This is a genomic window from Nocardioides sp. (assembly GCF_035429765.1).
In the GTDB taxonomy this organism is placed as follows: Bacteria; Actinomycetota; Actinomycetes; order Propionibacteriales; family Nocardioidaceae; genus Nocardioides.
Genome location: NZ_DAOMFK010000003.1, coordinates 1 through 25,170, shown reverse-complemented (window position 1 = coordinate 25,170; position 25,170 = coordinate 1). Strand labels below are relative to the sequence as shown.

General features: G+C 70.2%; 26 protein-coding genes. 20 read left to right on the top strand and 6 right to left on the bottom strand.

Annotated features, from left to right (window positions below):
* Window positions 1–92: 92 nt before the first annotated feature.
* Complete coding sequence (locus PLP61_RS00690) at window positions 93–470, bottom strand: IclR family transcriptional regulator domain-containing protein (RefSeq protein ID WP_324499363.1); 378 nt, start codon at window positions 468–470, stop codon at window positions 93–95.
* Between PLP61_RS00690 and PLP61_RS17110 the strand changes: the two genes are divergently transcribed.
* A complete protein-coding gene (locus tag PLP61_RS17110; RefSeq protein ID WP_502888911.1) occupies window positions 366–1,148 on the top strand; it encodes a type II toxin-antitoxin system RelE family toxin in 783 nt (260 codons plus the stop codon). The genes PLP61_RS00690 and PLP61_RS17110 overlap by 105 nt on opposite strands.
* A 253-nt stretch (window positions 1,149–1,401) precedes the next feature.
* Here PLP61_RS17110 and PLP61_RS00680 read toward each other — a convergent pair whose 3' ends face one another.
* The 3 genes from PLP61_RS00680 to PLP61_RS00670 all read right to left on the bottom strand — a co-directional run bounded on the left by PLP61_RS00680 (window position 1,402) and on the right by PLP61_RS00670 (window position 3,458).
* On the bottom strand, window positions 1,402–1,767 hold the full coding sequence (locus tag PLP61_RS00680) for a nuclear transport factor 2 family protein (RefSeq protein WP_324499361.1): 366 nt from the start codon (window positions 1,765–1,767) through the stop codon (window positions 1,402–1,404).
* Window positions 1,768–1,793: 26 nt separating this feature from the next.
* Entirely contained in the window at window positions 1,794–1,952 is a 159-nt protein-coding gene (locus tag PLP61_RS00675) for a hypothetical protein (RefSeq protein WP_324499359.1), read from the bottom strand.
* A gap of 63 nt (window positions 1,953–2,015) precedes the next feature.
* Window positions 2,016–3,458 carry a Na+/H+ antiporter NhaC family protein gene (locus PLP61_RS00670; RefSeq protein WP_324499357.1) on the bottom strand — a complete coding sequence of 481 codons (1,443 nt, stop codon included), beginning with the start codon at window positions 3,456–3,458 and terminating at the stop codon, window positions 2,016–2,018.
* A gap of 49 nt (window positions 3,459–3,507) precedes the next feature.
* On the opposite strand from PLP61_RS00670, the gene PLP61_RS00665 reads away from it, so the two are divergent.
* The 5 genes from PLP61_RS00665 to PLP61_RS00645 are packed head-to-tail and all read left to right on the top strand — an operon-like array spanning window position 3,508 to window position 8,111.
* Window positions 3,508–4,236: a helix-turn-helix domain-containing protein gene (locus tag PLP61_RS00665; protein WP_324499355.1), complete on the top strand. Its 729-nt coding sequence runs from the start codon at window positions 3,508–3,510 to the stop codon at window positions 4,234–4,236.
* 10 nt (window positions 4,237–4,246) lie between these two features.
* Window positions 4,247–5,179: a dihydrodipicolinate synthase family protein gene (locus PLP61_RS00660; protein WP_324499353.1), complete on the top strand. Its 933-nt coding sequence runs from the start codon at window positions 4,247–4,249 to the stop codon at window positions 5,177–5,179.
* Entirely contained in the window at window positions 5,176–6,381 is a 1,206-nt protein-coding gene (locus PLP61_RS00655; RefSeq protein ID WP_324499351.1) for an NAD(P)/FAD-dependent oxidoreductase, read from the top strand. The genes PLP61_RS00660 and PLP61_RS00655 overlap by 4 nt, the downstream gene beginning before the upstream one ends.
* Before the next feature lie 19 nt (window positions 6,382–6,400).
* The gene (locus PLP61_RS00650) at window positions 6,401–6,682 is read left to right on the top strand and encodes a (2Fe-2S)-binding protein (protein WP_324499349.1); all 282 of its coding nucleotides are present in this window, start codon (window positions 6,401–6,403) and stop codon (window positions 6,680–6,682) included.
* A 7-nt stretch (window positions 6,683–6,689) separates the two neighbouring features.
* Window positions 6,690–8,111 carry an FAD-dependent oxidoreductase gene (locus PLP61_RS00645; protein WP_324499347.1) on the top strand — a complete coding sequence of 474 codons (1,422 nt, stop codon included), beginning with the start codon at window positions 6,690–6,692 and terminating at the stop codon, window positions 8,109–8,111.
* 61 nt (window positions 8,112–8,172) lie between these two features.
* Here PLP61_RS00645 and PLP61_RS00640 read toward each other — a convergent pair whose 3' ends face one another.
* Both PLP61_RS00640 and PLP61_RS00635 read right to left on the bottom strand, forming a co-directional pair.
* Window positions 8,173–8,676 carry a GNAT family N-acetyltransferase gene (locus PLP61_RS00640; RefSeq protein ID WP_324499345.1) on the bottom strand — a complete coding sequence of 168 codons (504 nt, stop codon included), beginning with the start codon at window positions 8,674–8,676 and terminating at the stop codon, window positions 8,173–8,175.
* Between the two features lie 308 nt (window positions 8,677–8,984).
* Window positions 8,985–12,407 (bottom strand): ATP-binding protein, encoded by a 3,423-nt coding sequence (locus tag PLP61_RS00635; RefSeq protein WP_324499343.1) that lies wholly within the window; start codon window positions 12,405–12,407, stop codon window positions 8,985–8,987.
* A gap of 112 nt (window positions 12,408–12,519) precedes the next feature.
* Between PLP61_RS00635 and PLP61_RS00630 the strand changes: the two genes are divergently transcribed.
* The 14 genes from PLP61_RS00630 to PLP61_RS00570 all read left to right on the top strand — a co-directional run bounded on the left by PLP61_RS00630 (window position 12,520) and on the right by PLP61_RS00570 (window position 25,010).
* Window positions 12,520–13,254 carry a hemerythrin domain-containing protein gene (locus PLP61_RS00630; RefSeq protein ID WP_324499341.1) on the top strand — a complete coding sequence of 245 codons (735 nt, stop codon included), beginning with the start codon at window positions 12,520–12,522 and terminating at the stop codon, window positions 13,252–13,254.
* Window positions 13,255–13,291: 37 nt separating this feature from the next.
* Window positions 13,292–13,984, top strand: coding sequence for a hypothetical protein (locus tag PLP61_RS00625; protein WP_324499339.1), 693 nt, complete (start codon window positions 13,292–13,294; stop codon window positions 13,982–13,984).
* Entirely contained in the window at window positions 13,981–14,724 is a 744-nt protein-coding gene (locus PLP61_RS00620) for a hypothetical protein (RefSeq protein ID WP_324499338.1), read from the top strand. The genes PLP61_RS00625 and PLP61_RS00620 overlap by 4 nt, the downstream gene beginning before the upstream one ends.
* Window positions 14,725–14,740: 16 nt before the next feature.
* The gene (locus tag PLP61_RS00615; protein WP_324499336.1) at window positions 14,741–15,097 is read left to right on the top strand and encodes an ArsR/SmtB family transcription factor; all 357 of its coding nucleotides are present in this window, start codon (window positions 14,741–14,743) and stop codon (window positions 15,095–15,097) included.
* 134 nt (window positions 15,098–15,231) lie between these two features.
* The gene (locus tag PLP61_RS00610; protein WP_324499334.1) at window positions 15,232–15,594 is read left to right on the top strand and encodes an NADH-quinone oxidoreductase subunit B family protein; all 363 of its coding nucleotides are present in this window, start codon (window positions 15,232–15,234) and stop codon (window positions 15,592–15,594) included.
* Entirely contained in the window at window positions 15,591–17,594 is a 2,004-nt protein-coding gene (locus tag PLP61_RS00605; RefSeq protein ID WP_324499332.1) for a proton-conducting transporter transmembrane domain-containing protein, read from the top strand. Before PLP61_RS00610 ends, PLP61_RS00605 begins: the two co-directional genes overlap by 4 nt.
* Window positions 17,588–18,553, top strand: a complete 966-nt coding sequence (locus tag PLP61_RS00600) for a respiratory chain complex I subunit 1 family protein (protein ID WP_324499331.1) — start codon at window positions 17,588–17,590, stop codon at window positions 18,551–18,553. The genes PLP61_RS00605 and PLP61_RS00600 overlap by 7 nt, the downstream gene beginning before the upstream one ends.
* Complete coding sequence (locus PLP61_RS00595; RefSeq protein ID WP_324499330.1) at window positions 18,550–19,197, top strand: hypothetical protein; 648 nt, start codon at window positions 18,550–18,552, stop codon at window positions 19,195–19,197. The genes PLP61_RS00600 and PLP61_RS00595 overlap by 4 nt, the downstream gene beginning before the upstream one ends.
* A complete protein-coding gene (locus tag PLP61_RS00590) occupies window positions 19,197–20,591 on the top strand; it encodes a proton-conducting transporter transmembrane domain-containing protein (RefSeq protein WP_324499329.1) in 1,395 nt (464 codons plus the stop codon). Before PLP61_RS00595 ends, PLP61_RS00590 begins: the two co-directional genes overlap by 1 nt.
* On the top strand, window positions 20,588–22,072 hold the full coding sequence (locus PLP61_RS00585; protein ID WP_324499328.1) for a hydrogenase large subunit: 1,485 nt from the start codon (window positions 20,588–20,590) through the stop codon (window positions 22,070–22,072). The genes PLP61_RS00590 and PLP61_RS00585 overlap by 4 nt, the downstream gene beginning before the upstream one ends.
* Before the next feature lie 438 nt (window positions 22,073–22,510).
* Entirely contained in the window at window positions 22,511–23,188 is a 678-nt protein-coding gene (locus PLP61_RS00580) for a tyrosine-type recombinase/integrase (RefSeq protein ID WP_324499327.1), read from the top strand.
* A complete protein-coding gene (locus tag PLP61_RS00575; protein ID WP_324499325.1) occupies window positions 23,098–23,334 on the top strand; it encodes a tyrosine-type recombinase/integrase in 237 nt (78 codons plus the stop codon). Before PLP61_RS00580 ends, PLP61_RS00575 begins: the two co-directional genes overlap by 91 nt.
* 528 nt (window positions 23,335–23,862) lie before the next feature.
* Window positions 23,863–24,294, top strand: a complete 432-nt coding sequence (locus tag PLP61_RS17105; protein ID WP_502888908.1) for a DUF6153 family protein — start codon at window positions 23,863–23,865, stop codon at window positions 24,292–24,294.
* An 86-nt stretch (window positions 24,295–24,380) separates the two neighbouring features.
* On the top strand, window positions 24,381–25,010 hold the full coding sequence (locus PLP61_RS00570; RefSeq protein WP_324499323.1) for a DUF305 domain-containing protein: 630 nt from the start codon (window positions 24,381–24,383) through the stop codon (window positions 25,008–25,010).
* Window positions 25,011–25,170 lie beyond the last annotated feature (160 nt).

Below are 25,170 nucleotides of genomic sequence, written 5' to 3'. Positions count from 1 at the left end.
GGGAACGATCAACTGCATTGCGACCATACGCCCGGTGAACATCCACCGGTCAGATGTGGGCCGCCTGTCGGCCGGGTTCACCGATGAACGCATCAACTCGCCCCCAGAGCAGCCTCGACCGCCGCGACGGCCCGACGCACCGATGCGTCGTACTCCGGCAGACGTTGCGCGAAGTATCTCGACGCCGGCATCGCGATCGAGACCGCGGCGACCGGCTCTCCGTCGAGCATCAATGCCCGGCCGATGGCGACCAAGCCCTCCTCGGATCGTCCCAGGTTGACCGCGACACCGGAACGTCGCACGATGTGGCGGCGCAGCGCCGGGTCCAGGCGGCGGTTGAGCCCCGGCCCAGCGGTGCGAAGAAGCTGGTCGGCGGTGAGGGCGAATGGCGCGTCCGCACAGGTGGCTATCGCATCGTCTACGAGACCAACGACAACATCCTTCTCGTCCTGGTCGTGGCACTCGGACATCGACGCGACTCAGCAGGGCGCGCGGCTCATGCCAGACCGAGCGCCGAAGTGATCACGGCTCCAGGCGAGGGTTCGGCGCGCCTCGGCGTACCCGCCGAAAGGACGAGAGACCGATCATGCCATCGGCCAGGGAACTCCGGCCTCTGGGACGAGGTGCCCGCCACCGGGCTCAGCGATCGTAGAGCTACCGATCCTCACCACGACAACGGAGCCCATGATGAGAACGCCCCCACCCACCACCACACTCGACGACCAGCCGATCCCGGTGAGAGCCAAGCTCGCCGCAGCGTGGACGAGCTTCATGTTCCTGTACGTCTACGTGGACATTCTCAACTTCTTCACGCCCGGCGTCATCGAAGACATCCTCGACGGCAGGGTCTTCGAGTTCGACCTCTCCCAGGCCTTCTCGACCGCGGCGCTGACCCTCGTGGCCATCCCGATCCTCATGGTCGTGCTGTCGATGACGTTGCCCGCCCGGGCGAACCGCATCATGAACCTGATCGTGGCTGCGCTCTACGTCCCCGTCTCGGCATTCAACGCGGTGGGCGAGTCCTGGCTGTACTTCTACGGCCTGGGCGTCGCACTGGAGTTGATCGTTCTCGCCCTCATCCTGCGGTACGCCTGGACCTGGCCCCGCACCGCGCCGTCGGCAACGGCGGCGACCAGCCCGGACCGTGAAACCGTTCGCGCCCAGCAGCAACCGTGAACCCCACAGCAGTCCCCGTCCTGTTCGGCGCCATCTGCCTAGCCTCGACGTTTCGTCTGGCCTCAAGGAGTCGCTGAGTTCGCCGCTTGGGTGGGGCGCTGAGCCGGTGCAGGGGTTGTCACCGGCGCTGTGGTCGCCGGTTCTCCGAGGCGGACTTGTTCGGTCACGGCATCACACAGCGACGCGACGATAGAGCGACTCCAGGACGAAGTCCGGGAGGGGATCCTACGGCGAGAAGACCGGGCTCATGTCGCAGTAGACGCGGGCGCTGGTGACGAGCCCGCCGGTGCGGGTGTATGCCGAGGCAGCCGGGATCACGATGGTCGTGCCGTCCAGGCGACCGTAGGTGACGGCGGACTCGAACATGGTCTCGTCGCCGGACTCCCAGACCCGCACCAGCCGGTGGCTCATCGCGGCGATCGCCGCGAAGAGCTCGTTGAGCCCGGCCTCGATCGCGCCGGGACCGATGGCGGGTTCGCCGTTGCCGAAAGTCAGCCGCCCCTCGGGGGCGAAGCCCCGGGCGAATCCGGCTGCGTCCAAGGCATCGGCGCTGCGGTACAGCGGCTCGAGCCAGTCGGGCCAGCGCGCCACGGCATCTCCTTGAACTGCGCCGGCCGTCACGACCGGCCATCCGGGGCTTCTCCAGCCGCCTTGCACTGGTGGCGGAGGGCCACCTGCCCGGCGAGGTGGACGACGGGCTGTCCTTGGGCGACGGCCTCGGGGCGGATGCCGGGGGCGGGGTACTGGCCCACGGAGTCGTTCAGGACTCGAGACATGGAGTCTCCTCGCTTGATCGGGGGTGCGAAGGGTGTTCCGTGGGTGTGAGCGGCGTGCCAAGGTCACTTGGCGGCTGCGGTCTCGACCCGGGCAGCCACGACCGGGTCACGTTCCTCGGCCCCACCGGGGCCCTCGAATCGGCGGCCCCATCCGGTGGCGATGGCGAACACCATGACCAGGGTGAGCGCGAGTGGGTAGAAGACGGTCGGGAACAGCGCCACTGCGCTCAGCGAGGGTACCCCCTCGTAGCCGGAGGTCAGCAGGCTTCCGATGAACAGGAAGGCGCTCAGGAACGGGACGACGCAGGCCGCTCCCATGGCGAAGCTGTCCATCACGTTGCACCTGCGGTAGGGGTGCAGGTTGGTGTCGGCGCCGATCTGGTCGGCCACGGGACCGAAGGTCATCATCGAGGCCGAGTTCACTCCGCCGAACATCACGGTGGTCAGAGAGATACCCAGCGCGATCGAGGCCTCCGAGCCCCCGGGGGTGTGGGCCCACCGGGCGCGCTGCAGTGCGCCGATGGTGCGCGTCAAGACACCGGCCTCGGTGAGGACGCCCATGATCCCGAACACCGCGATCACCAGCGCCACCGTGCCGATGATGTTGTGCACACCAGCGGAGACGAACCCGGTCAGGGCCCCGTCCTGGACCGAGACGATGTCGGTCGGGACGAGGATCCCGGTTGCCAGGCCGACCAGGGTCCCGGCGAGCAGTCCGACCGAGATGGCCTTGAAGATGTCTCGGGTGACGAAGGAGGTCAGCATCATCAGACCCACCGGGACGAGCATCACCAGCGTCTTCGGCGAGGTGTCCGGGATGCTCAGCGAGGCGCCGGCAGTGGTGCTGGTGGAAAACACGCCGATGGCGATGAACAGGATTGAGCTGAATCCGGCTGCGGTCAGGGAGTACTTCGCCCGGGACCGGACGACTCCCGCGATGTCGGCCTGGCCGACCTTCTTGCGGAAGCTCTGGGTCGAGGCCGAGATGATCGTGGTGTCCGAGATCGGGGCGAGGTTGTCGCCGAAGATGGCGCCGGAGAGAATGGCACCGGCCATCAGGGCGGGATCGGCACCGAGCGCCACACCTGCGGGGTAGAAGATCGGGAACGCGGTGAACATCGTCCCGATCGAGGATCCTGTCGACATGGCGACCACGCAGACGGTCAGGAAGGTGAAGAACGGGACCAGCCCGGCGCCGAGCCCGAGGGCGTCACCGAGCCAGACGAACCCGCTGGACAGGTCGGCGACCTTCACCAGCTCGGAGAAGATCCCGATCACGAACAGGATCACCACGATCGAGACCGCGGTCGGGCTGGCGATCCCGCGCATCACCGCCTCCCAGTACGAGGCGTAGCGGCGGGCGAAGACCGCGCCGATCAGCAACGACACGAAGCCGAAGGCGGCGAGTCCGACCATGTCGAAGGCCTTGTAGTGGACGAACAGTGCCACGCAGCAGGCCAAGAAGCAGGCCACCGGCACGAAGGCCAACAGCCAGCTGCCCCTCATCTCAAGGAGCTCAGACCCCTTCGACTGACTCACATCTTGTGCAGTGCTCATGCATACGATCCTTCGAACGAGGTGTGTCGGGCATCACCCGCGGGTGTTTGGTGAGTATGCACATCTGCGGCACTTCGCGCAAGCAGACCGCACAGAATTGCAGTCATCGAGGTATCCGCTGGCCAACTCGATCCTCGAGGCGCTCGCGGAACGCTGGACTTGCGTGCAGTGTCACTGCATACTTGCCGCCATGATCGGACCGCGACTGCGCGAACTTCGCACGGCAGAGGGCCTCAGCCTGAGGGCTTTGGCCGAGCAGACCGGACTCTCACCGACCCTGCTGAGCCAGGTCGAGCGGGGAGTGGTCGAGCCGAGCCTGAAGACGCTTCGCAGCCTGAGCGCCCACTTCGGCACCTCGGTCGCCACCTTGTTCGAGGAGACCAGCCCGGCTCCGGTGCACGTGAGTCGCCCGGGCTCCCGCTCTCGGATCTCCTCTCCGCCCGGACAGATCCAGTACGAGCGGCTGACCCCGGGCAACGGCCAGCTGGAGGTGCTTCACGGCACCCTCGAGCCGGGGGAATCCTCCAGCGAGGCGTGCTGGGCCCACGACGCGATCGAGTGTGCCTACGTCCTCACCGGCATCCTGACCGTCGAGGTCGGCGAGGACACCCACGAGGTGCCGGCGGACGCCGCGGTGTCCTTCGACTCCAACCGGCCGCACCGCTACCTCAACCGCGGCGACCAGACAGTCCGCTTCATCCTCTCGGTCACGCCACCGACTCCGTAAGGGAACCCACATGGACCGCAACGACGTCGATTGGACCGGCTACATCCCGGCCATCACCACCCCGTTCAACGCCTCCGGCGAGCTCGACCTGGCCGCGCTCGAGCGACAGCTGACCTGGCTCGTCGAGCAGCGGATGCACGGCGTGATCCTGGCCGGCACCTCCGGTGAGTGGTTCGCCATGTCGACCGCCGAGCGTGCCACCCTGTTCGCCGAGGCCGCCAAGATCATCGGGGGCCAGATCACGGTGCTCGCAGGCTGCAACGCCTTCACCGCCGACGAGGCGATCGAGCATGCGCGGGCCGCCGAGAACGCCGGTCTCGACGGGATCCTGCTCACCCCCCCGCCGTACGTCGTGCCCACCGACCGTGAGGTGGTGGCGTTCTACACCGAGGTGTGCGCGGCGACCGGGATGCCGGTGTGCGTCTACAACTGGCCCCGGGGCTGCATCGTCGACCTGGACATCCCGGTCCTGGGAGAGCTCGCCTCGATCGGCAACGTCGTCGCGATCAAGAACTCCACCGGTGACTTCGGCAGGTTCCTCCAGGGACTCTACGAGTTGGGTGACCAGGTCAGGTACTTCGGAATCCCCACGAGCCGACTCGGCGCGGACCTCGTCGACCTCGGGCACGGCGACGGCCTGATGGGGGCCGGGGCCGTGCTCGGTGCCGACCACCCGGAGTTCTGGCGTGCCCTCGAGCGGGGCGACCGGGAGACCGCGCTGCGACTCGGTGAGCGTGATCGGATCCTCATGTCCCGGTGGTTCACCCCCGACTACGGGGCGCGGTTCGGGAACGCCCAGGCGATCTTGAAGACCGCGTTGCGGCTGCGCGGAGTCCCCGCCGGCCACGTGCGCCGCCCGCTGCTGGAGCTCGAGCCCCCCGAGGTCGCCCGGGTCGAGGCGACCATGCGTGAGCTGGGTATCGAAACCGTGCCCCTGCGATGAGGTCGAGCTACGACGTCGTGGTCATCGGTGGGGGGCTGCTCGGTTGCAGCCTCGCCTGGGAGTTGGCCTCGGACAACATCGACGTGCTGCTCCTCGAGCGGGACCAGATCAACCAGCACGCGTCGGGGAGGAACGCCGGAAGTCTGCACTTCCAGCTCGAGTACCGCATGATCCAACCCGGCCTGGAGGCTGCCCGTCGGGCCGCGGAGGCCATCCCGCTCCACCTCCGTGCGGCCGAGCTGTGGCAGCTGATGTCGCGCGAGATCGGTCCCGACCTCGGGCTCTCCCAGAAGGGCGGGCTGATGCTCGCCGACGACGCCGACAGCGCACGCCTCCTGGAAGCCAAGGGGGATGTGGAGCGCGACTGGGGTCTGGACGTCCGGCTCCTGGACGGCGCGGAGGCGCATGCCCTGGCCCCGTACCTCTCCGACTCCGTCGTCGCCGCAGCCTTCTGCCCGATCGAAGGGAAAGCCAACGCCCGAACCGCCGCGGCCGCCATCGGCCGTGCCGCCGCTGCCGCCGGCGCCGAGGTGCGCACGAACTCCTCAGTGACCGCGGTGGAGCGGCAGGGTTCGCGGTGGAGCCTGCAAGTCAGCCTGCCCGGGGCCACCGCTCCCGCCAGGCACGTCAGCTGCGATTCGGTGATCCTCGCGGCAGGTGTGTGGTGCAACGAGCTGGCGGCGATGTTCGGTGCCAGCCTGCCCGTCGAACCCATTGCGCTCTCCATGACCGTGACCGCGCGGACCACGTCGTTCATCCCCTACCTGATCCAGCACGCCGGTGCGCGACTGTCTCTGAAACAGACCGAGGAAGGCAACGTGCTCATCGGTGGGGGTTGGCCGGCACGGCTACCCCACACAGTTGCCGGGGCTCCCGACCTGAGCCAGGCCCCTGAGATCCTGGTCGAGTCCTTGGTGGGCAACGCCGATGCCGCGGCTCGAGTGGTTCCGCGCGTCGGCTCCTTGTCGATCCTGCGCACCTGGGCCGGCACCACCACGGTCGCCCCGGACCAGCTGCCGGTGGTCGGCCCGATCCCCGGGGTGCCAGGCGTGTACGTCGCCACCGGTGGATCGGCGTTCACCCTCGGCCCCGCCTTCGCAGAACTGCTCAGCGAAATGGTCCAGGGTCGATCCCCGTCCCTGGACCTCACCCCCTACGCCGTCGACCGCTTCGCGTCCGCCGTGCCCGCGCCCTCGCGATGACCTGCAAGGAGAACCAGTGATGCCCCACAGCTCCCGGTTGCCGTGCCCTCGAGGTTCGCAGCTGACCATAGTCGTGGACGGGTCGCCAGTGATCGCCTACGGCGGGGAGACCGTCGCCACGGCGCTGCTGGTCCACGGAGTCGCAGCCTTCCATCGGGCTCCCGACAGCTCGCCGCGCCTCCCGTTCTGCAACATGGGGACCTGCCTGGAGTGCCAGGTGAGCGTGGAAGATCAACCACTCCAGCGCGCCTGCCTGATCCCGGTCCGGGCCGGCATGCGCGTCAACACGGTGGAGGACTAGGACGGCCATGGTCGATCTCGCCATCGTCGGGGCCGGGCCCGCCGGCATGTCCGCCGCTCTGACCGCCAGCCGACGGGGCCTCTCGGTCCTCGTCGTCGATGAGCAACAACGCCCCGGTGGGCAGATCTTCAGACAGCCCCCCGCCGCTTGGGCGGCCCCGGTCCGGACGCCGGTCGGGTACCGGTGGGGACGACCCATGATCGAGGAGTGCGAGGAATCGGCCGCGATTTCGTGGCGGCTTGGCCACACGGCCCTCGGTGTCACAGCGGCGCCGGACCGCGCGGGATCGATGACCTTGCTGATGCGGGGACCCGACGGCGTCGACGGCGTACCGGTCAAGCGACTGCTCATCGCCACCGGCGCCATGGACCTCCCCGTCGCCTTTCCTGGCTGGACCCTCCCCGGCGTCTACACCGCCGGCGGGATCCAGACCATGGTCAAGGCGCAGGGCCTGCTCCCAGCCCGCACCATGGTCCTTGCGGGCGCTCACCCACTGCTGATCCTGGTAGCCGAATTGCTGCTGGAGAAGCAGGCGCACATCGCCGAGGTGGTGCTGGCACAGCGGTCCCTGCGCCCCTCGAGCCTGCTGAGTCACCTCGGTGCGGTCCCAGGGCACCTCGGCGTACTCATGCACGGAGGGTCCGCGTTCGGTCGACTGCTCAGGTCCCGAACGCCGATCAGGCGCGGCGCGATCGTGACCGCGGCCCGGGGAGACGGCAGGGTCGAGGAGGTCGACGTCGCTGACGTCGGACCCGACTGGCAGCCACTCGGGCCCACCCGGGCGATCTCCGCCGACGGACTCGTGATCGGCTACGGCTTCCAGCCCTCGACAGAGCTGGCTCGTCAGGTCGGCTGCCGCCTGCAGTGGAATTCTCCCAAGGGTGGTTGGGTGGTCAGCCACGACGACCACTTCGCCACCAGCGTGCCCGGGGTCTACGTCGCCGGCGAACCGGCCGGCGTCGGCGGGGCCGAACAGTCTCGGGCAGAAGGTCACCTGGCCGCGTTGAACATCGTCGCCGATCTCGGCGCGGGCTCGCCACCGTCCCGGGGTGACCTCGCCCGGGCTCGTGCGGACCATCGCCGAGCAAGCCGCTTCGCAGCGATGGTCCAAGAGGCGTTCGAGCCGAACCGCCAGGCCCTGCTCGCACTCGCGAAGCCCAGCACTCCGGTGTGCCGTTGCGAGGGAATCGAACGCCACACTGTCGAGCAGGTGATCGAAGCAACCCCCTTCCTCACCCGGGCCAACGCGTTGAAGCTTGAGTGCCGGACCGGGATGGGGCCGTGCCAGGGACGCTACTGCGAACTCACCGCCTCCGGACTCCTGGCCGCGGCCCGTGAGTCCACGATGGAGGACGTCGGACACTTCACCGGCCAGTTCCCGGTCCGTCCGGTCTCGGTCAGCGACATCGCCACCGCACGCATCCGGTGACCCCTGCCCGGGCATTCGTGCTGCCCTCCGGAGGTGGTCAGGTGCTGATGGCGGGGGCGGCCTACCGCTGCCTCGGGATCGCGAGCCAGGACTCCCAGCTGATGTCGACACCCACATAGCGCGGTCGCTGCAGCGGCCACTTGGCAGCGATCCAGGCGGGGACGAACTCGTCCAGGGCATGTTCGACGTCCGAACCGACGTACTCGTCCCGGACCCACCACGAGATGTCCGCGTCGGCTCCTGGCTTGTCGGTCGGGTCGATGTAGACGCAGCCGATGAGCTCGCTCTCGGCTGCATCGAAGAGCGCGTAGTTGAACGACTCGTGGCGTTCGATCTCGTCAGCGTGGTGCTGGAGGTCCTCACGGTCCTGTTCCGCGGTCATGTCCGCCGGGGGCCATCCCCAGGCCTCCCCGTAGATGGACCACAGGCGTTCGCGAGAACCCATCACCGCCGGCATGTCCTTATCGGTGTCGTCAGGACTGATCGGCCTGAGGTGGTGGCCCGTCGGGAGCTCCTCGCGCAGTGGGTGCTCCCAGTCTTGGGGCAGCCAGGGGTTGTCAGACATGTCAAATCTCGTTTCTCGGGAGTCATGGGGGTCGGACGGGACAGCAGCTTCAGGGACAGGTGACGTGGGGTTCCACGGTGACATGATCCCCTCCGGGTTGGGCTCTGAACAGCCAGGCGTGCACGTCGTAGTGGACCGATGAGCGACGCAGGGCCGTCAGGGACAGGGCCACGCCGATCCCGACCAGCTCACCGGTGCCACCGAAGGCCTCCCCTGCGGTGTCGGCAGGTCACCGCCGAGCTCCACCTAGCACCTCGGGTGGGCTGGGACCGGGCCGGGACCCGACGTGGGCGACCGACCCGGTCTCCTCAGCAGCCCAGGCGCGCCCGGTGTCCGGTGAGCCAGGACGCGTAGGCCGTGAACCCCCACTCGTCTGCCTGTCGGGCTGCCCGGTCGGCCACTGCCGATGCCTCGACCATCCTGCCGGCACCTGCCAGGGCCAGGGCGAGGTAGCCGTCGACCGGACCCATGACGCTCGAGATCCCGCTCACGGCGATCCGCCCGGTCAGTGGCTCCAGGTGCGTCGCCATCCGCTCGGCGAGGCGTACGTCGCCGGCGACCGCCGCGGCCTCCGCGAAGGTGCACCACGTGGACACGCTGCTCCAGTTGTGCACCCGGTGCTCCCCCACGTGGGTGAGCTCGGCACGCAACCTCTCGAGCTCACCGGTCCGTGCCAGCACGAGGGCCAGGTTGTCGTCGGCCATGTCGGTGCCCGATTCGGCGATGGCCTCGGTCAACGGCTCGATCAGCTCCCCGATCCGCTCGTCCCACATGTGGGAGACCAGATGGATGCCGGCGATGTGCAGGCCCTCGATGGCGGGGTTGAGTCGCGGGCGCAGCTCATACAGCTCGGCCGCCAGCCGGCTCGTTGCGTCGACATCGTCGCGCAGCGAGGCCAGGCTCAGGTCCAGCCAGTGCAGTGCCATCTGGGCGTAGGTGTTGCGGCGCCGGACCGCGAGCCGCCCCGTCGCGCGGGCCGCCTCCTCGTACGCCGGGAGGTCGCCCAGCTCGAGCAGGTTGCCGGTCAGCACGACCAGTGCCACCGTCTCGGCGTCTGGGTCGCCGGCTTCGCGGATGGCGCGGAGACTCTCCTGGGCGAGGTCGAGCCGGACATGGGCCTGGTCCGGGGTCCACAGCGCCTTCCAGGCGGTGAGCGCAGCCCAACCCATCAGTGCTGGATCCCCGAGACGCCGGGCCATGGCGACACCCTCGTCGACGAGTGCGCCGACCTCGGCGCGCGCCGACGGTTCGTAGTAGAGCATCAGCGCCAGCGCAACCATGACACGGCAGCGCTGCGCCGAGTCGCCTGTGGGGAGCTCGGACATCGCCCAGCGCAGGTCCTCGACGGTGTCCTCGGGCACCTCGTCCCACTGCTGAGGAAGCCAGACCGCGCTGTCGGTGGCGGCGGCAGCGGCAGCCGACAGCCGGACCAGGTCCTCCTCTCGCCGCGCGAGCGCGATCGCCTCTGCCGCACAGGGCAGCACCTGGTCCCACTCGGAGTTGGGACGGCAGTCGCGAGCACGGGTCAGCAGCAGGTCGATCCGCTCCGCCGCCGTGCCCTGGGGATCGCGGCGGTGGGCCGCGATGGCCGCGCCGACGAGCTGTTCGGCCTCCACCCACGAGAAGGTACGACGGGCCTGCTCGGCTGCGGCGGCCGCTGCTCGCCAGGCACGACTCGCATGGGTGGGCCCCGCGGCGAGCCAGTGCCTGGCCAGCTCGGCAGTGCGCTCCTCCGGGCCGACCAGACCGGCGACTGCCTCGTCGTCAGCGAGCGTGTGGGCCACCTGGACGTGGAGCCGGGCCAACCGCGACGGGCTGGTCGTCGTGGCCACGGCATCGCGGGTGAGTGCATGCGTGAACGCCACGACCCCGGCCTCGGGGTCCTGCACCAGCCCGGCCTCTCGTGCCGGCGTCAGCGCATCATCGACGTCCTCCACCGGGACATCCGCCACGGCGGCCAGCAGGTCCAGGGAGAACCGCCGCCCGAGCACGGCCGCGAGGAGAAGGAGGGAGCGCGTCTGCTCAGGAAGGTCCTGAAGACGGCGCAGGATGACGTCTCGCACCGTCTCCGGGAGCGCGCCACTGCCGTCGGGCTCCTGGGCACCGAGCCGCGCGAGCTCGATCAGGAAGTAGGGGTTCCCGCCGGACCGGACGTGCCACTGCATGGTCACCTCCGCTGGCAGGGCCTGACCCGCGACGGCCTCCACCAAATTCCTCGCCTCCTGCAGCGTCAGTCCGGAAAGGTCGAGCCGGGTGACGTGGGCGCGCGCCAGATCCTCCCCGACCTCCGCCAGGGCGCCCGTGGGTTCGGGCGACGACCGTCGGGTGACCATCACCGCCAGGTGGTGGCCATCGCGCGCGGTCGCAACGAGGTGACGCAGCACCTTCAGGGTGGCCGTGTCCGCCCAGTGCACGTCGTCGAGGACCAGGAGGAGCGGGCGGTCGAGCGACCTGGACGTGACCTCGTGCGCCAGGGTCTCCCAGGCACGGAACGCTTGGCGCTCCGCGCCCTCATCGCTGCCGGAGGGTCTGCCGGCCAGCACCTGCTCCACGTCGGCGTCCAGCGCCACTCCGTCGAGGGCGGCGAGCTCGCGCAGCGCCTGACCCCACGGCCAGAGGGTCGGGGCGCCGTCGTCCTGGGAGCAGCGGCCCCTGGCCACCCAGAAGCCCCGCTCACCCGCGATGGACGCGACGCGCTCGACCAGCCGAGACTTGCCGATGCCCGGCTCGCCCACCAGGAGGGCGGTGGCCGGCGTCCCTGACTCGGCGCGGTCGAGGACCTCCAGGAGGGCGGACTGCTCGCGTTCGCGCCCGACGGTCGTCCACCCCGTGGTCCTGCTGGGCGGGGCGCTCACCTCGTCGACGCGCCCCCGGTCACCGGAGCCGGCCTCGACGGGCGGGCGCAACCACTCCTGCAGGGCGCGGTCCTGCACCAGCACGGCCTGCTCGAGGTCCCGCAGCTCCTGCCCGGGATCCAGCCCGAGCTCGTCGGCAAGCACCGACCGGATGTGGCGCAGCGCCTCCAGGGCCTCGGCCTGGCGTCCCGAACGCGTCAGCGCGAGCGCGTGCAGCGCCCAGACGCGCTCCTGGAGCGGATACCTCGCCGTCGCCTGCTCGGTGGCCGCCACCACGACCGCGTGGTCACCGAGCGCGAGGAGCCCGAGCACCCTGGCCTCCTCGGCGTTCAGCCGCAGCTGGGCCAACGAGCCACGCTCGAGTGCGACCTCGGGTTCATCGGGCAGGTCGGCGTACGCCTCACCGGTCCACAGCCCCAGCAGTCCCTCGAGCGCGTCGACCTGCCGCGAGATCTCCTCGCGGGTCGGCCAGCCCGCCGCCGGACCGGTGGTGAGCTGGCTGCTCAGCGGGGCGAGGAGCCGGTGCCGGGTGCGCACCTCGTCCCCGAAGTGGTGGGCGTCGACCTGCTCACGGCCCAGCGCCAGTCGATACCCGTGATCGTTGGTGAGCAGCACCTGCGGCTTCTCACGAGGGCCCAGCCCTGGCTCCAGCACACGCCTCACACCGGAGATGTAGGAGTGCAGGCTCGCGTAGGCACCGCGCGGTGCGTCCTCGCCCCAGACCAGGCGCACGAGCGAGTCGGGCGCGACGTCACTCCCGAGCCGGAGCGCCAGTGCGGCGAGCACCGAGCGGGGTTTGCGGGCACCGACGTCCGCGACGGCTCCGGGATCGTCCCCCAGCGCCACCTGGCTCGAACCGAGCACGCGCACCCACACGCGCCCAAGGTAGTGGCGGGCGGGCGTGGCTCGCACCCAAGTCGCGCTGGAGTCGGGCCCAAGAGCCGCAGTCGATCGTCGTCGCACCACCAGTTCTCCAGGGAGACACACCATGACCCAGCACTCCGGATCCCACAACCGGCCGCAGCGCCCCCAGCTGACCCTGCCCCGACAGGCACACACCGCTGAAGGCCCGCACGACCAGACCGGGATGTACGTCATGCACCACGCCCTGCGTCGCGACTTCGCCACGTTCCTGTCCGCGACCGAGAACACCCCGATCTCCGAGCACGAGGTGTGGACGGCACTGCACGCCCGTTGGCTGGCGATGGCCGACGTGCTCCATCACCACCACTGCGCCGAGGACGAGGAGCTGTGGCCGGTGCTGCGGCGGCACGCGGAGCGGGCCGGATCGCACGACGACCTGACCACTCTCGCGGACATGGAGGCGGAGCACGAACGGCTCGACTCCGCCCTCGCGGCCGGCCGCGGGGCGTTCGCAGCGATGGCCGAGCACCCCTGTGCCGATCACCGGAACGCGCTCGAGATCCGGCTCAGCGCCGCCACCGAAGCCCTCCTCGAGCACCTCGCCCACGAGGAGACCCACGCGCTCCCGATGCTGCAGCGGACGCTGAGCGAGCAGGAGAACCGAGACTTCGAGAAGGCCGTCGAGAAGAGCTACCCGCTGCGGATGCTCCCGTTCCTGCTCCCCTGGGCCATGGAGGGGGTTCCCGACCAGGCCCGGGACCGGTTGCTGGAGACCGCCCCGACCGGTTACGGCCTGCTCCTGCGCCTGCTCCGACGACGTCACGAGCGCGGCGAGCGCCGCGCCTTCCGCTACGCCTGACACCCGCCAACCTGCACCGACAGCTAGGAGAGACACCATGACGACCATCCACGACCACGTCGAAGCTGTACGCACACCGGAAGAGACATCGCCTCACGGCCTGGGGTGGGCCGTCGCGGGCCTGTGCGCCGGCGTAGCGAGTCTTGTCACCATCGTTGCCAGCAGCCTCGCCGACGGCGTCTACGACGAGAGCGTCGCGGGTGATGCCCCCGGCATCGTCGAGAAGATGGGCGACCAGATCCCCCAGATCCTCGTGATGCACACGGCTGCGGTGATCTCGGCCGTCCTGCTCCTGGTCTTCGCCCCCGGCCTGCGACGCTACGTCGCGGCACGCGTCCCGGCGGGCAGTCTGCTTCCCGACATCGCCGGCGGCGGGCTCATGCTGGTGGCCGCCGCCCAGCTCATGGGCTCCGCACTGACCACCGAGTTCGTCTTCGGGCTGGCCGATCCCGACAAGATGGTTCCCGAGAGCGCGGTCTTCTTCGGCCACTGGATCGGCACCGTGCCCTGGCTCTGGGTCGGCGCGGGAGTCGCCGCGCTGGCACTGGGACGTGCGGGCCGACGGTACGGCGTCGTACCGGCCTGGTTGGCCTGGACGAGCCTCGTGCTGGGCACCCTGACCACGCTCCTCGGCGTCAGCCCCCTTCAGTACCTGGGCGGCATGTTCGGTCCACTGTGGCTCACCCTGGCTGCCCTCGGGCTCTTGCGACAGACGCGGACCCGGTCATGACGGTCACCCAGGACGACGTGGTGACGGACGCGCCTGCGGAGGACACTGCTGTGGCCCGGCTCAGTGCCCGGTTCGGCATCGCGTTCGCTGCGGGCCAGCTCGGCGTGATGATCGCGATGGCCGTGCTCGTCCTGCCCCACGTCGGATCCCCGGGCGACCCTGCGCTCGAACGCGGGCGCGCGATCCTCGACACCGACACGGCGTACCGGCTGAGCAACTACGCCTTCATGCTCTCCGGGACGTTGCTGTTCGGGTTCCTCGGCGTCGTCCAGGTCCGTCTCCGACGTGTCGACGTCAGCGGCGTACTCTCGACGGTCGCCGTGGCGGCGGGCACCGTCCTCGCCCTGGTGTGGCCCTTCGCCGCCGTCCTGCACGACGTCGCGCTCGACGCCGCGGCCGGCGGCACCGACGTACGACTCCTGGCCGGGTGGGACTCGATCGCGCCGTACTCGCTGGCCTTCTCGGTGCTCCCGCGCGTGTTCTTCATCGGCGCCCTGGTGCTCGGCCTGAGGATGGCGGGGACCTCACCATGGCTGCAGAAGGCGGGACTCGTACTGCTCCCGGTCAGCCTTCTCGGCAGCGCGACCCTGATCAGCGACGCCCTGTTCCCCGTCCTCGCACTGAGCACCCTCGGCTACGAGCTGTGGGTCGGCGCCCTTGCCTGGCGCTGGCTCGCGGTCCCGTCTCGAGTTGCCTTATCAGTTGGGTATATGCGAATCTTTTCACGTATGCATCGGTGACCGCGAGGGGAATGCCGTGCCCACTCTGTACTCGGCCAAGGCCGAGCTGTTCCGCACGTTGGCTCATCCGGTGCGCATCCGGGTGCTGGAGCTGCTGGCCGAGCGGGATCATGCGGTGCACGAGCTGCTCGCGCAGGTCGATGCTGAGCAGAGCAACCTCTCCCAGCAGCTGGCCGTGTTGCGCAGGGCGGGTCTGGTCCGGCAGACCCGCACGGGGGGCGAGGTCGTCTACTCGCTGCTGGTCCCGGCGGTGCGGGAGCTGCTGGTGGCCGGCCGCGCGGTGCTGCGGGACCGGATCCAGGAGGAGGTTGGGCTCGGCGAGGAGCTCACCAGGGCCGCATCCGAGTCGCCCGGGAAGGCGGACACGGCGTGAGTCTGTGGAGTCTGGCCGGACTGATTCGGCGCACGGGACGGGTCGCCGAGGCGGCGCCCGAGGCACCCGGTCCCGCGGCCGACCCCGGATTCGAGCCTCCGGCGGCACTCGCTGGGAGTGTGCAGGTGAGGCATGTGGACGCTGGGTCCTGCAACGGCTGTGAGATCGAGGTGGCTGCGGCCTTCGGACCGGTGTACGACGCGGAGCGCTACGGCGCCCGCCTGGTCGCCTCGCCGCGGCACGCCGACGCCGTGCTGGTCACCGGCGTGGTGACCCACAACATGGCCGAGCCGCTGCGCCGCACCGTGGAGGCCACGCCACGACCCCGGGTGGTCCTGGCCCTGGGTGACTGTGCGGCCGACTGCGGGGTCTTCCGCGGCGCCTACGGGGTGGCGGGTGCCGCCGCGGACGTGGTCGACGTGGACATGACCGTGCCCGGCTGCCCCCCTCGGCCCGAGCAGATCGTCGAGGCCCTCCGTGGGGTGACCAGGCGGTGACCTCGACCTGGATCTGGGCGCAGGTGGCGCTTTCGGGCGTCGCGGCCATCCTGGCCGTCTCCGTGCCGGCGCGGTGGCGTTCCGCGGTCGCAGGCTCCGCGGTCGCCCTGCAGGCCGCGGCGGGTGTGGTCACCGGCGTACTGGTGCTCGACGGAGGCTCCGGACTCGTCGAGCTCGCACCGGGGGGCCTCCCGCTGGCTCCGCTGGGCTCGCTCAGCCTGGACCCGGACGCGCTGGGCGCCCTGTTCCTCCTGGTGGTGAGCGCGGTGGCGCTGGTCGCGGCCGTCTTCGGGATCGGCTATGCCCACGGAGCGGCGGCCTCGCGCACAGGCTGGGTGGCGTTTGCGCTCTTCGTACTGGGGCTGCAGCTGGTCCCCCAGGCCGGCGACGTCGTGAGCCTCCTGCTGGCGTGGGAGGTGATGGCCCTGGGGTCCACCGCGCTGGTGCTGGCCGACCATCGCGAGCGACTGGAGGTGCGGGGCGCGGGACTCTGGTACGCCGCGATGACCCACCTCAGCTTCCTGCTTCTCGTCTCCGGCTTCGGCGTGCTGGCCGCCCATGCGGGCTCGGTCGAGCTCGGCGCCATCAGGGCAGACCCCCCGACCGGTGGTCTGGCTAGCGTGGCCTGGATGCTCCTGGTCGCTGGGTTCCTCACCAAGGCCGGCGCGGTCCCTTTCCACGTCTGGCTGCCGCGAGCCCACCCCGAGGCGCCCAGCCATGTCTCCGCCGTGATGAGCGCGGCCATGGTGAAGACCGGCGTGTACGGCGTGCTCCTGGTCAGCTGGCGTCTGCTGCCCGGGGGACCCCAGTGGTGGGCGATCACGCTGCTGGTGATCGGCCTGGCCTCTGCGCTGTACGGCATCCTGCAGGCCTCGGTCGCCAGCGACCTCAAGCGGCTGCTCGCCTACTCGACCACGGAGAACGTCGGGCTGATCGTGACCTCGATCGCCCTCGCTCAGCTCTTCACCGGGTCGGGGCGGCCGGAGATCGGGGCGATCGCGGCGCTCGCCGCCGCGCTGCTCGTGGTCAGCCACGCGGCCTTCAAGACCGTCCTCTTCCTCGGCGCCGGTGCGATTCTGCACGCCAGCGGGGAGCGCGACCTCGACCGGCTGGGTGGCCTCGGACCTCGGATGCCGGTCACCTCGGCCTCCTTCGGGGTCGGCGCGCTGGGTGCGGCCGCGTTGCCGCTGTCGGTCGGGTTCGTGGCGGAGTGGGTCCTGCTCCAGGCCCTCATCCATGGCGAGGCCAGCACCGACCGCGTGCTGGCCGTGCTGCTGCCGGCCGCGATGGGGGTCGTCGCGCTGACCGCCGGCCTGGCCCTGCTGACCTTCGTCAAGGCGTTCGGGATCGGCTTCCTGGCCCGGCCCCGAAGTCAGGGCGCGGCGGCAGCCCACGAGGTTTCCCTGTCGATGCGGGTGTCCCTGGTGGTGTCAGCCGCCGCGGTGCTGACCCTGGGCCTGGCCCCGGGCTCCCTGGCCGGGCTCATCGCCCCTGCACTGCCGGTGCGGGCCGCGCAGTCCACGACGCTGCAGGGGCTGGGGCTCCCCGGCGTCGACGCCACCCTCGACCCGGCCGCGCTCGGCCTCGTTGCGCTCGCGTGCGCGGCGCCGGTCCTGGTGGTGGCCCGGTTGCTGGGCCGGCGTGCCCCAAGGCGCGCGGTGGACCTCGGCTGGGGCTGCGGTGGAGCCAGGGTGAGTCCGCGCATGCAGTACACCGCCACGTCGTACGCCGAGCCGCTGGTGCGCGTCTTCGGGCACGCCCTGGAGCCCAAGCGCGACCTGGAGGTGCAGCACTACGAGGAGTCGCAGCATCTGATCCACGGCATCGCCTACACCCATGAAGTTTCCGACATCGTGGAGGACCGGTTGTACGCCCGCGTCCTGGACGGGCTCGCCTGGGTCGGCCAGCGGGCCCGAGGGCTGCAGAACGGCAGCATCCACCGCTACCTGGCCTACTCGTTCACAGCCCTGGTTGTCGTCCTCCTGGCGGCGTCATGGTGACCCGCGACGTGCTGACCTCGGCAGTGCTGGCGACGGTGCAGGTCGTGGTCGTCGTCACCCTCACCCCGCTGCTGGTGGGCGTGATGCGCGAGGTCCGGGCCAGAGCCGAGGGCCGCGCCGGCGGGCGGGTGCTGCAGCCCTGGCGGGACCTCCGCAAGCTGCTCGGCAAGGAGCCGCTGTCCGCGACCGGGACCGGCCGCGCCTCCCGCCTCGCGCCGATCGGCCTGATGGTCTCCAGCCTGGTGCTGGCCGCCCTGCTCCCCCTGGTCGCCACCGGCAACCTCAACATGGTGCCCGACGACCTGTTCGTCGTGGTGTCGGTGCTGCTGCTCGGCAGCGTCGCGCTTGCGCTGGTCGGCCTGGACGCCGGGACCGCCTTCGGTGGCATGGGGTCGAGCCGACACATGACCATCGCCGCCCTGCTCGAGCCCACCGTGCTGCTCGCTGTCTACGCCCTGTCCATCCCCGCCGGGACCAGCGCGTTGTCCGCCATCGTCGAGCTGCGCGTGGCGGAGCCGGCCACCGTGATCTCACCCGTCTCACTCCTGGCCCTTGCCGCGCTGGCGATCGTGATCATCGCCGAGACCGGCCGGCTGCCGGTCGACAACCCGAGCACCCACCTGGAGCTGACCATGGTGCACGAGGCCATGGTGCTGGAGAGCTCCGGACGCGACCTGGGCTGGCTCGAGCTGGGCTCGTGGCTGCGGCTGAGCGTCCTGCTCGGGCTGCTGGCCAACCTGACCGCGCCCTGGGGCATCGCCCTCTCGTTCTCCGCCGCGGAAATCGTTCTGGGGGTTGCCGCGCTCGTCCTCAAGGTGCTGGCGCTGGGCACGGTGATCGCCGTGATCGAGGTGTTCCTGGCCAAGGTTCGGCTGTTCCGGGTGCCCGAGCTGCTGGCGGGGTCGTTCGTGCTGGCGTTCCTCGCGGTGACCGCGTCCTATCTGGTGGTGGCGGCATGACCGGTGCAACCGCTCAGGGGGTGGCTCTCGGGGCCGGCGCCCTGCTGCTCACCGCCGTGCTGCTGGTCTGGCGGCCCTCGGCGCGCAGCGCGGCCCGCCTGTTGGCGCTGCAGGGCGCCGCCCTGGCCGTGCTCGTGCTGACCCTGGGTCTGGCCGAGGGCGACGCCGAGCTGGTGGCGGTTGCTGGGCTGGTGCTGGCGGTCAAGGCGCTGCTGGTGCCGTGGGCGATCGCGAGCACCAGCGCACGGCTGCCGGCCGGCACCACACCCGGGCGGTCGCCGGGAGCGGGCCTGCTCTGGGCCGCCGTGCTCACCACGGTTGCCTTCGTCGCGTCGCGGCCCATTGTCGCGGCATCCGGCGAGACGGGCGGAGCCGTGCCGGTGGGCCTGTCGCTGGTGCTGATCGGCTTCCTGGTCATGCTCGGCCGGCGCGACGCGCTGGCCCAGCTGGTCGGGTTCGTGGTCGTGGACAACGGGATCGCCACCGTCGCCTTCCTGACCACGGGCGGAGTGCCGCTCGTGGTGGAGCTCGGGGTGACCCTCGACGTGGTCCTGGTCGTGCTGATCCTGCGGATCCTGGTGCACCGCATCCAGGACACCTTCGGCGGCACCGACCTCGTGGACCTCCAGGAGCTGGCGGACTGATGGATCTGCTCGCTCGCCTCGCCCGGATCGCGCCCACCGCGACGGCCACGACCCTGCTCGCGGCCGGTGTCGGGCTCGTCGCCGTCACCACCGGTGGCGACCGCACGCTCTGGGCCGCCGGCGGGCTGCTCCGTGTCGACGCGCTGTCGGCGTACCTGCTCCTCGTGGTCGGCGCGGTGGCCCTCACCGCGACCTGGGGCGGGCTCGGACCACCTCGGGAACCGCACACCGAGGTCCGGTTCTCCGGACTGCTGGTGCTGTTCCTGGGTGCGATGACCCTGACCCTGCTGGCCGACAACCTGGGTGTGATGTGGGTCGGCATCGAGGGCACGACCATCGCGACGGCCTTCCTGGTCGGCCACCACGGCGGCCGGGCCGCGGTCGAGGCGGCCTGGAAGTACGTCGTGCTCGGCTCGGTCGGAATCGCCATCGCCTTCCTGGGGCTCGTGCTCCTGTACGCCGCCACGGCGGCCACTGGAGAACCCACCCTGTCGTGGAGGACGTTGATGGCGCACCCGGACCTCATCGACCCTGGGCTTGGGCGGCTGGCCCTTGCCCTGGCCGTCCTCGGCCTGGCGACCAAGGCTGGCCTGGCGCCCATGCACAGCTGGCTACCCGACGCACACAGCCAGGCACCGGCTCAGGTTTCTGCGCTGATGTCCGGCGTGCTGCTCTCGGTGGCCTTCTACGGCATCCTGCGGCTACAGGCGATCAGCGACCTGGCGCTGGGGCCGGAGCTGATGCGGGTGATGCTCGTGGGCGGCGGCCTGCTCTCGCTGACCGTAGCCGCGGCGCTGATGGTCGCGCAGCGCGACTACAAGCGGCTACTGGCCTACTCCAGCACCGAGCACATGGGCATCCTCGCGATCGGTGCCGGGATCGGCGGCCCGCTTGCGCTGGCAGCGGTGCTGCTCCACATGCTCGGCCACGGTCTGGCCAAGTCCACCCTGTTCGTGGTCGCCGGCCGGATCCTGGCCGACCGAGGAAGTACGCGGATCGACCACGTCCAGGGTCTGCTGGCCGACCGGCCGGCCCTGGCGTGGCCGTTCCTGGCCGGCATGGGCACCCTGCTGGGCTTCCCGCCCGGCGCGTTGTTCTTCACCGAGGTGGCGATACTGTTCGCTGGGTGGCAGCAGGGGCTGGGGTGGGTCTCGCTGACCACCGCCGGGCTCCTGGTCGTCATCTTCGCCGTCCTCGCCCGGCACACGCTGGTGATGACGCTGGGCGGTGGTACGAGGGCGGCCAAGGGACCTCGGGCTGTGGCCGAGGCCGGCAGGTGGGCCGCAACCCTGCCCCTGGCAGCGGCCCTGGTCGCCGCCTCCGCAGTGGGCTTCGCACCAGCCGTCCAACCCGTGCTCGAGAGCGCCCTGACCGCCCTGGCGGGTGTGCGGTGACCACCGATGTCGCCACCAGCCGGGTCCTCGTCGAGCGGGACGACCTGGTCGACACTCTCGCCGCCCGGCTCGGCGAGGGCTGGCGGCTCGCTCTGACGTCAGCCCGTGAGGTGGACGACCGGATCCGGATCACCCACCTGCTGCTGCGCCCGGTCAACCAACGGCTCGAGATCGAGGTCGACATCTCGACCCATGACGCCTGGGTGCCCACCCTGGCCGGGGTCTCCTGGGCAGGTGGCCGCTTCGACCGCGAGATCCGCGACCTGTTCGGCGTGGAGCCCCGCCACCATCCGCTCCCCCGGCGCATGGTCCGGCACGGACACTGGCCCGCCGGTTGGTACCCCATGCGCCGTGACGCCGGCGAGGTCCCCGACTTCCCCGAGGACGTCGGCTCCTACCCCTTCGTGCACGTTGAGGGACCCGGGGTCTATGAAATCCCCGTCGGGCCGGTGCATGCCGGACTGATCGAACCTGGCCACTTCCGGTTCTCCGTGGTCGGGGAGACCATCGTCCGGATGAAGGCCCGACTGTGGTTCGTGCACCGCGGCGTGGAGAAGCACTTCGAGGGCCGCTCCCCCGCCGACGGGATCGCCCTGGCCGAGCGGATCAGCGGCGACACCGCCGTGGGACATGCGCTCGCCTACGCCATGGCCGTCGAGCAGGCGGCCGGCGTACCCGTGGCCGCGCGCGCCCGCGCGACCCGGGCCCTGCTGCTGGAGCTGGAGCGGATCCACAACCACGTCGCCGACCTCGGCGCGATCGTCAACGACGTCGGCTTCGGGATCGTCCACGCCCACACCCAGCGTCTCCGCGAGAGCCTCCTGCGCCACCACGAGCAACTCACCGGCCACCGGCTGCTGCGCGGGGGCATCACCCTCGGCGGCGCGACGCTGCGGGCCTCGCCGGACCTCGACCTCCTCGACGCCGTCGCCGCCGAGGTCGCCGAGCTCGTCGACATCAGTCTCGACCACCCCACCGTCCGCGACCGCCTCACCGGCACCGCGGTCCTCGACGAGGACTCCGCCCGCCAGCTCGACGTGCTCGGCTACGTCGCCCGCGCCTCCGGCATCGACAGCGACGCCCGGCGCGACCACCCCTTCCTTGCCCCGCCGGCGTCCTGGGCTCCGGTGCTGCACGGCACCGGCGACGTACTGACCCGGTTCCGGGTGCGCGCGGAGGAGATAGCGGTCTCCGTGGCCATGGCACGAGAGCTCGCTGAACTCCTGGCCGCGGCGTCGCCCGATGCCGGCCCCGCCGAGCCGGCGTCCTGCTCCGGCGCGGGCGTGGTCGAGGCCTGGCGCGGCACCCTGGTGACCCGGGTGGACCTCGACGGGTCCGGGAGCCTGGGCCGGGTCAAGATCGTCGACCCGTCGTTCTTCAACTGGCCGGCCCTCCCGGTGGCGCTGTCGGACACGATCGTCCCCGACTTTCCCCTGGCCAACAAGAGCTTCAACCAGTCCTACGCAGGCAACGACCTCTGACCACGCACGTGGAGTCCTTGTCCGCGGCCGGCTCTGCTTCTCGTCAGCGACCTGCATGTGGGTCTGGAGCACGATTGCCCACAGGTCGGCCGTCCTCTTGGCGCCTCCCCACCTCCCGTCGCTGACCTCTGGGTCATCGGCAAAGCGGTCGCCTTGTTCGACCTTCCCCCGAGGTTCGCTGCCTTTCGGGGCAACGTTTGCGGACACTGTGCGGACATCACCATCTTCGAGTCTGGCGGGAGGCAGCCCTGGCGTGGATCAAGACCCGGGTCACCGACGACGGAGACACACGGTTCGTGGCCTGCTACCGCAGCCCCGAGGGACGGCCACGCTCCGCCGGCACCTACCCCTCGCGCCGCGCCGCCGAACGCGCCGCCCACCGAGAAGAGTCCAAAGTCCGCGAGGGTGCCTGGCAGCCCCACCTTCGGACCCAGGCCGATGGGCAAGATCCTGACCAGCGAGGTCCAAGGCTGGGTCACCACCGCCAGCGAACAAGGCCTCTCGGCCGCATCGGTGCGCAATTACCACACCATGCTGGGTTCGGTCTTCGAACGAGCCCTGCGCGACCGGGTCGTCACGTTCAACCCCTGCGCCCACAGCGAGCTCCCGAAGGTGGTCAAGAAGAGGGCCCGGACCCTGACCCCCGAGGAGTACTCCGCCATCCTCGCCTCCCTCCCGGCCCAGCATCGGCTGATGATCGAGACCGACATCAACACCGGCCAGCGCTGGGGTGAGCTGATCGCGCTGAAGCCCCGCCACCTCGACCTCATCAAGCGCACGCTGAGCGTCGAAGAGACAGTCGTGGAGGTCTCGATCAAGAACTCCCCCACCGGAGCCCGGATGCTCACCATGCCCTACCCCAAGGACAACGAACCCCGCACCATGGGCCTCCCCGCCGACCTCGTCGCCCAGCTCGCCGACTGGATCGCCGACCGCCGCCTTGGGCCTGGTGACCTGCTGTTCGCTACCCGCGACGGCACCCCCATCTCGCGCACACCTTCCGCACCCGCGTCTGGCGGCCCGCCGTGGCCGCGTCCGGGATCGACTTCGACGTCCGCGTGCACGACCTCCGCCACGCCCACGCCTCCTTGCTGCTGGCCGGCGGGTCCGACCTGAAGTCCGTGATGGACCGCATGGGCCACGCCCAGATCACCACCACCCAGAAGTACCTGCACACCCTCCCCGACGCGGACCACAAGAACCTCGCGGCCCTCGACCGGATCCCCAAGCCTGCCCCTGGGCAGCCGGACCCGGACAGCTGACGCCCTGATCGACGAACCCGACCGCGAGTCGCGCCGCCTTCAAGCACGCGCGCCTACGATGGACACGCCGGCTCGAAGTGCCGCGTCGTTCTGACCATTGATGGACACGTGCTGAGAACGGATCGACCTACGACGCCGCCCACCCGAGTAGTCCGATGCGTGTCCCATGCCCGAGAGGGCACAATGATGGTCGAGCATACAAGCGCAGACGGCGGAGGATGTTGACATCATGGCGTGGATGGCCCTGCTCGGCTTCCTGGCCTTCGTGGCGTTGCTTGCCGCACTCAACTCTCGACGGACTCGAGGCCGTTCTTGCTGTGCGCCAGCGGATCCGGCGGCCGACCTGCGCATGCGCGAAGCCCTGAACGACCAGTCCTCGTCGGCTGACGGATCCTCGTGGCAGTGATCTGCTTCCGCGCGGTTCCAGCCAGCGGCGGAGTCCCAGACTATTGCCCGCGTGATCCGGCGAGCGCTCACCGATGATGTGGCACGAGAGGTTCTCCGGACCTCCTGCCTAGACTCGAGCCAATGTCAAGCGAACGGTCCCTCAAGCTCGCTGCCGCGTTGCTCCGAAATGTGTTCGGCGTGGCCGCGCTGCTTGGCCTGTTTGCCATGCATGGCCTCTCTGCTCATGGAACGGCGCATCATGCACCCCCTTCGGAAGCGGACCCTCAGGTCGCCACCGATCACCATGCCGCGACGCCGACCATGGACCATGGGTTCACAGCCGCGGCCTCGAGCAGGCTTGACGCTCCCGAGCACGACCCCCGCCTACTGCGTCTGAGTGCGCTGTGCCTGGCCGTCCTACTCGTTGGTGTCGTCCTTTCGGTCGCACTCGGACGCGGATCGGCGATCGAGGGCGACCGCAGCCTGGCTGCACCAGCAGGAGCGAGATCGAGCCGCGCACGCCGGCCTCGAGACCCGCCCTGCCTGTTCGCCTTGTCGATCCAGCGTTGCTGAGGCGCGAGCGCGCCGGGTGTCGCCGTCCGTGACACACGGGGCGATTGGTCCTGCCCCCACAACAACGAGATTCGACGAGGAACCCCATGAAGCAACTGAAGACGGTGGCCGCTGCAGCTGCGGCCGCGACCTTGATGTTCGGTCTCAGCGCGTGCGGCGACGACGGTTCGACCGGTGGTGCACGCGCCGAGCAGACGGCTCCGAATGGTGACGTCTTCAACGACGCCGACATCGACTTCGCGACCGGGATGATCCCCCACCACGCTCAGGCGTTGGTGATGGTCGACCTGACCCGCGGCCGCGACCTCTCCCCTGAGGTTCAGAAGCTGGCCGACGACATCCAGGCCGCGCAGGGACCGGAGATCGAGCAGATGGTCGACTGGCTGACCGACTGGGACGAGCCCGTCCCCGAGACGCTGCGGGATCACGCCAACGCTGAGGACCACGGCATGAGCGGTCATGACATGGGCGAGGACGGTACGGAGATGCCGGGGATGATGACCGACGAGGAGATGGACGAGCTCGAGGCCGCCCAGGGTCAGGAGTTCGAGACCATGTGGCTCAAGATGATGATCGAGCACCATCAAGGCGCGATCGAGATGGCGAAGGACGTGCAGGCCGACGGAGTGTTCGAACCCGCTCAGAAGCTCGCCGAGTCGATTGAGACCTCACAGCAGGCCGAGATCGACCACATGAACCAGCTGCTCGACTCTTGACGGTCAGCGGTGGCCAGCCGTCCCAATGGGCACGGCTGGCCACTGCGCCTCACCGGGATCAAAGGGCCTGACCGCACATGGCACTTCGACTGCGCTTCGCCGGGCTCGCCCTCCTGACTGTGACGCTGGCCGCCTGCGGTCCGTCGGGCGACGACCTACG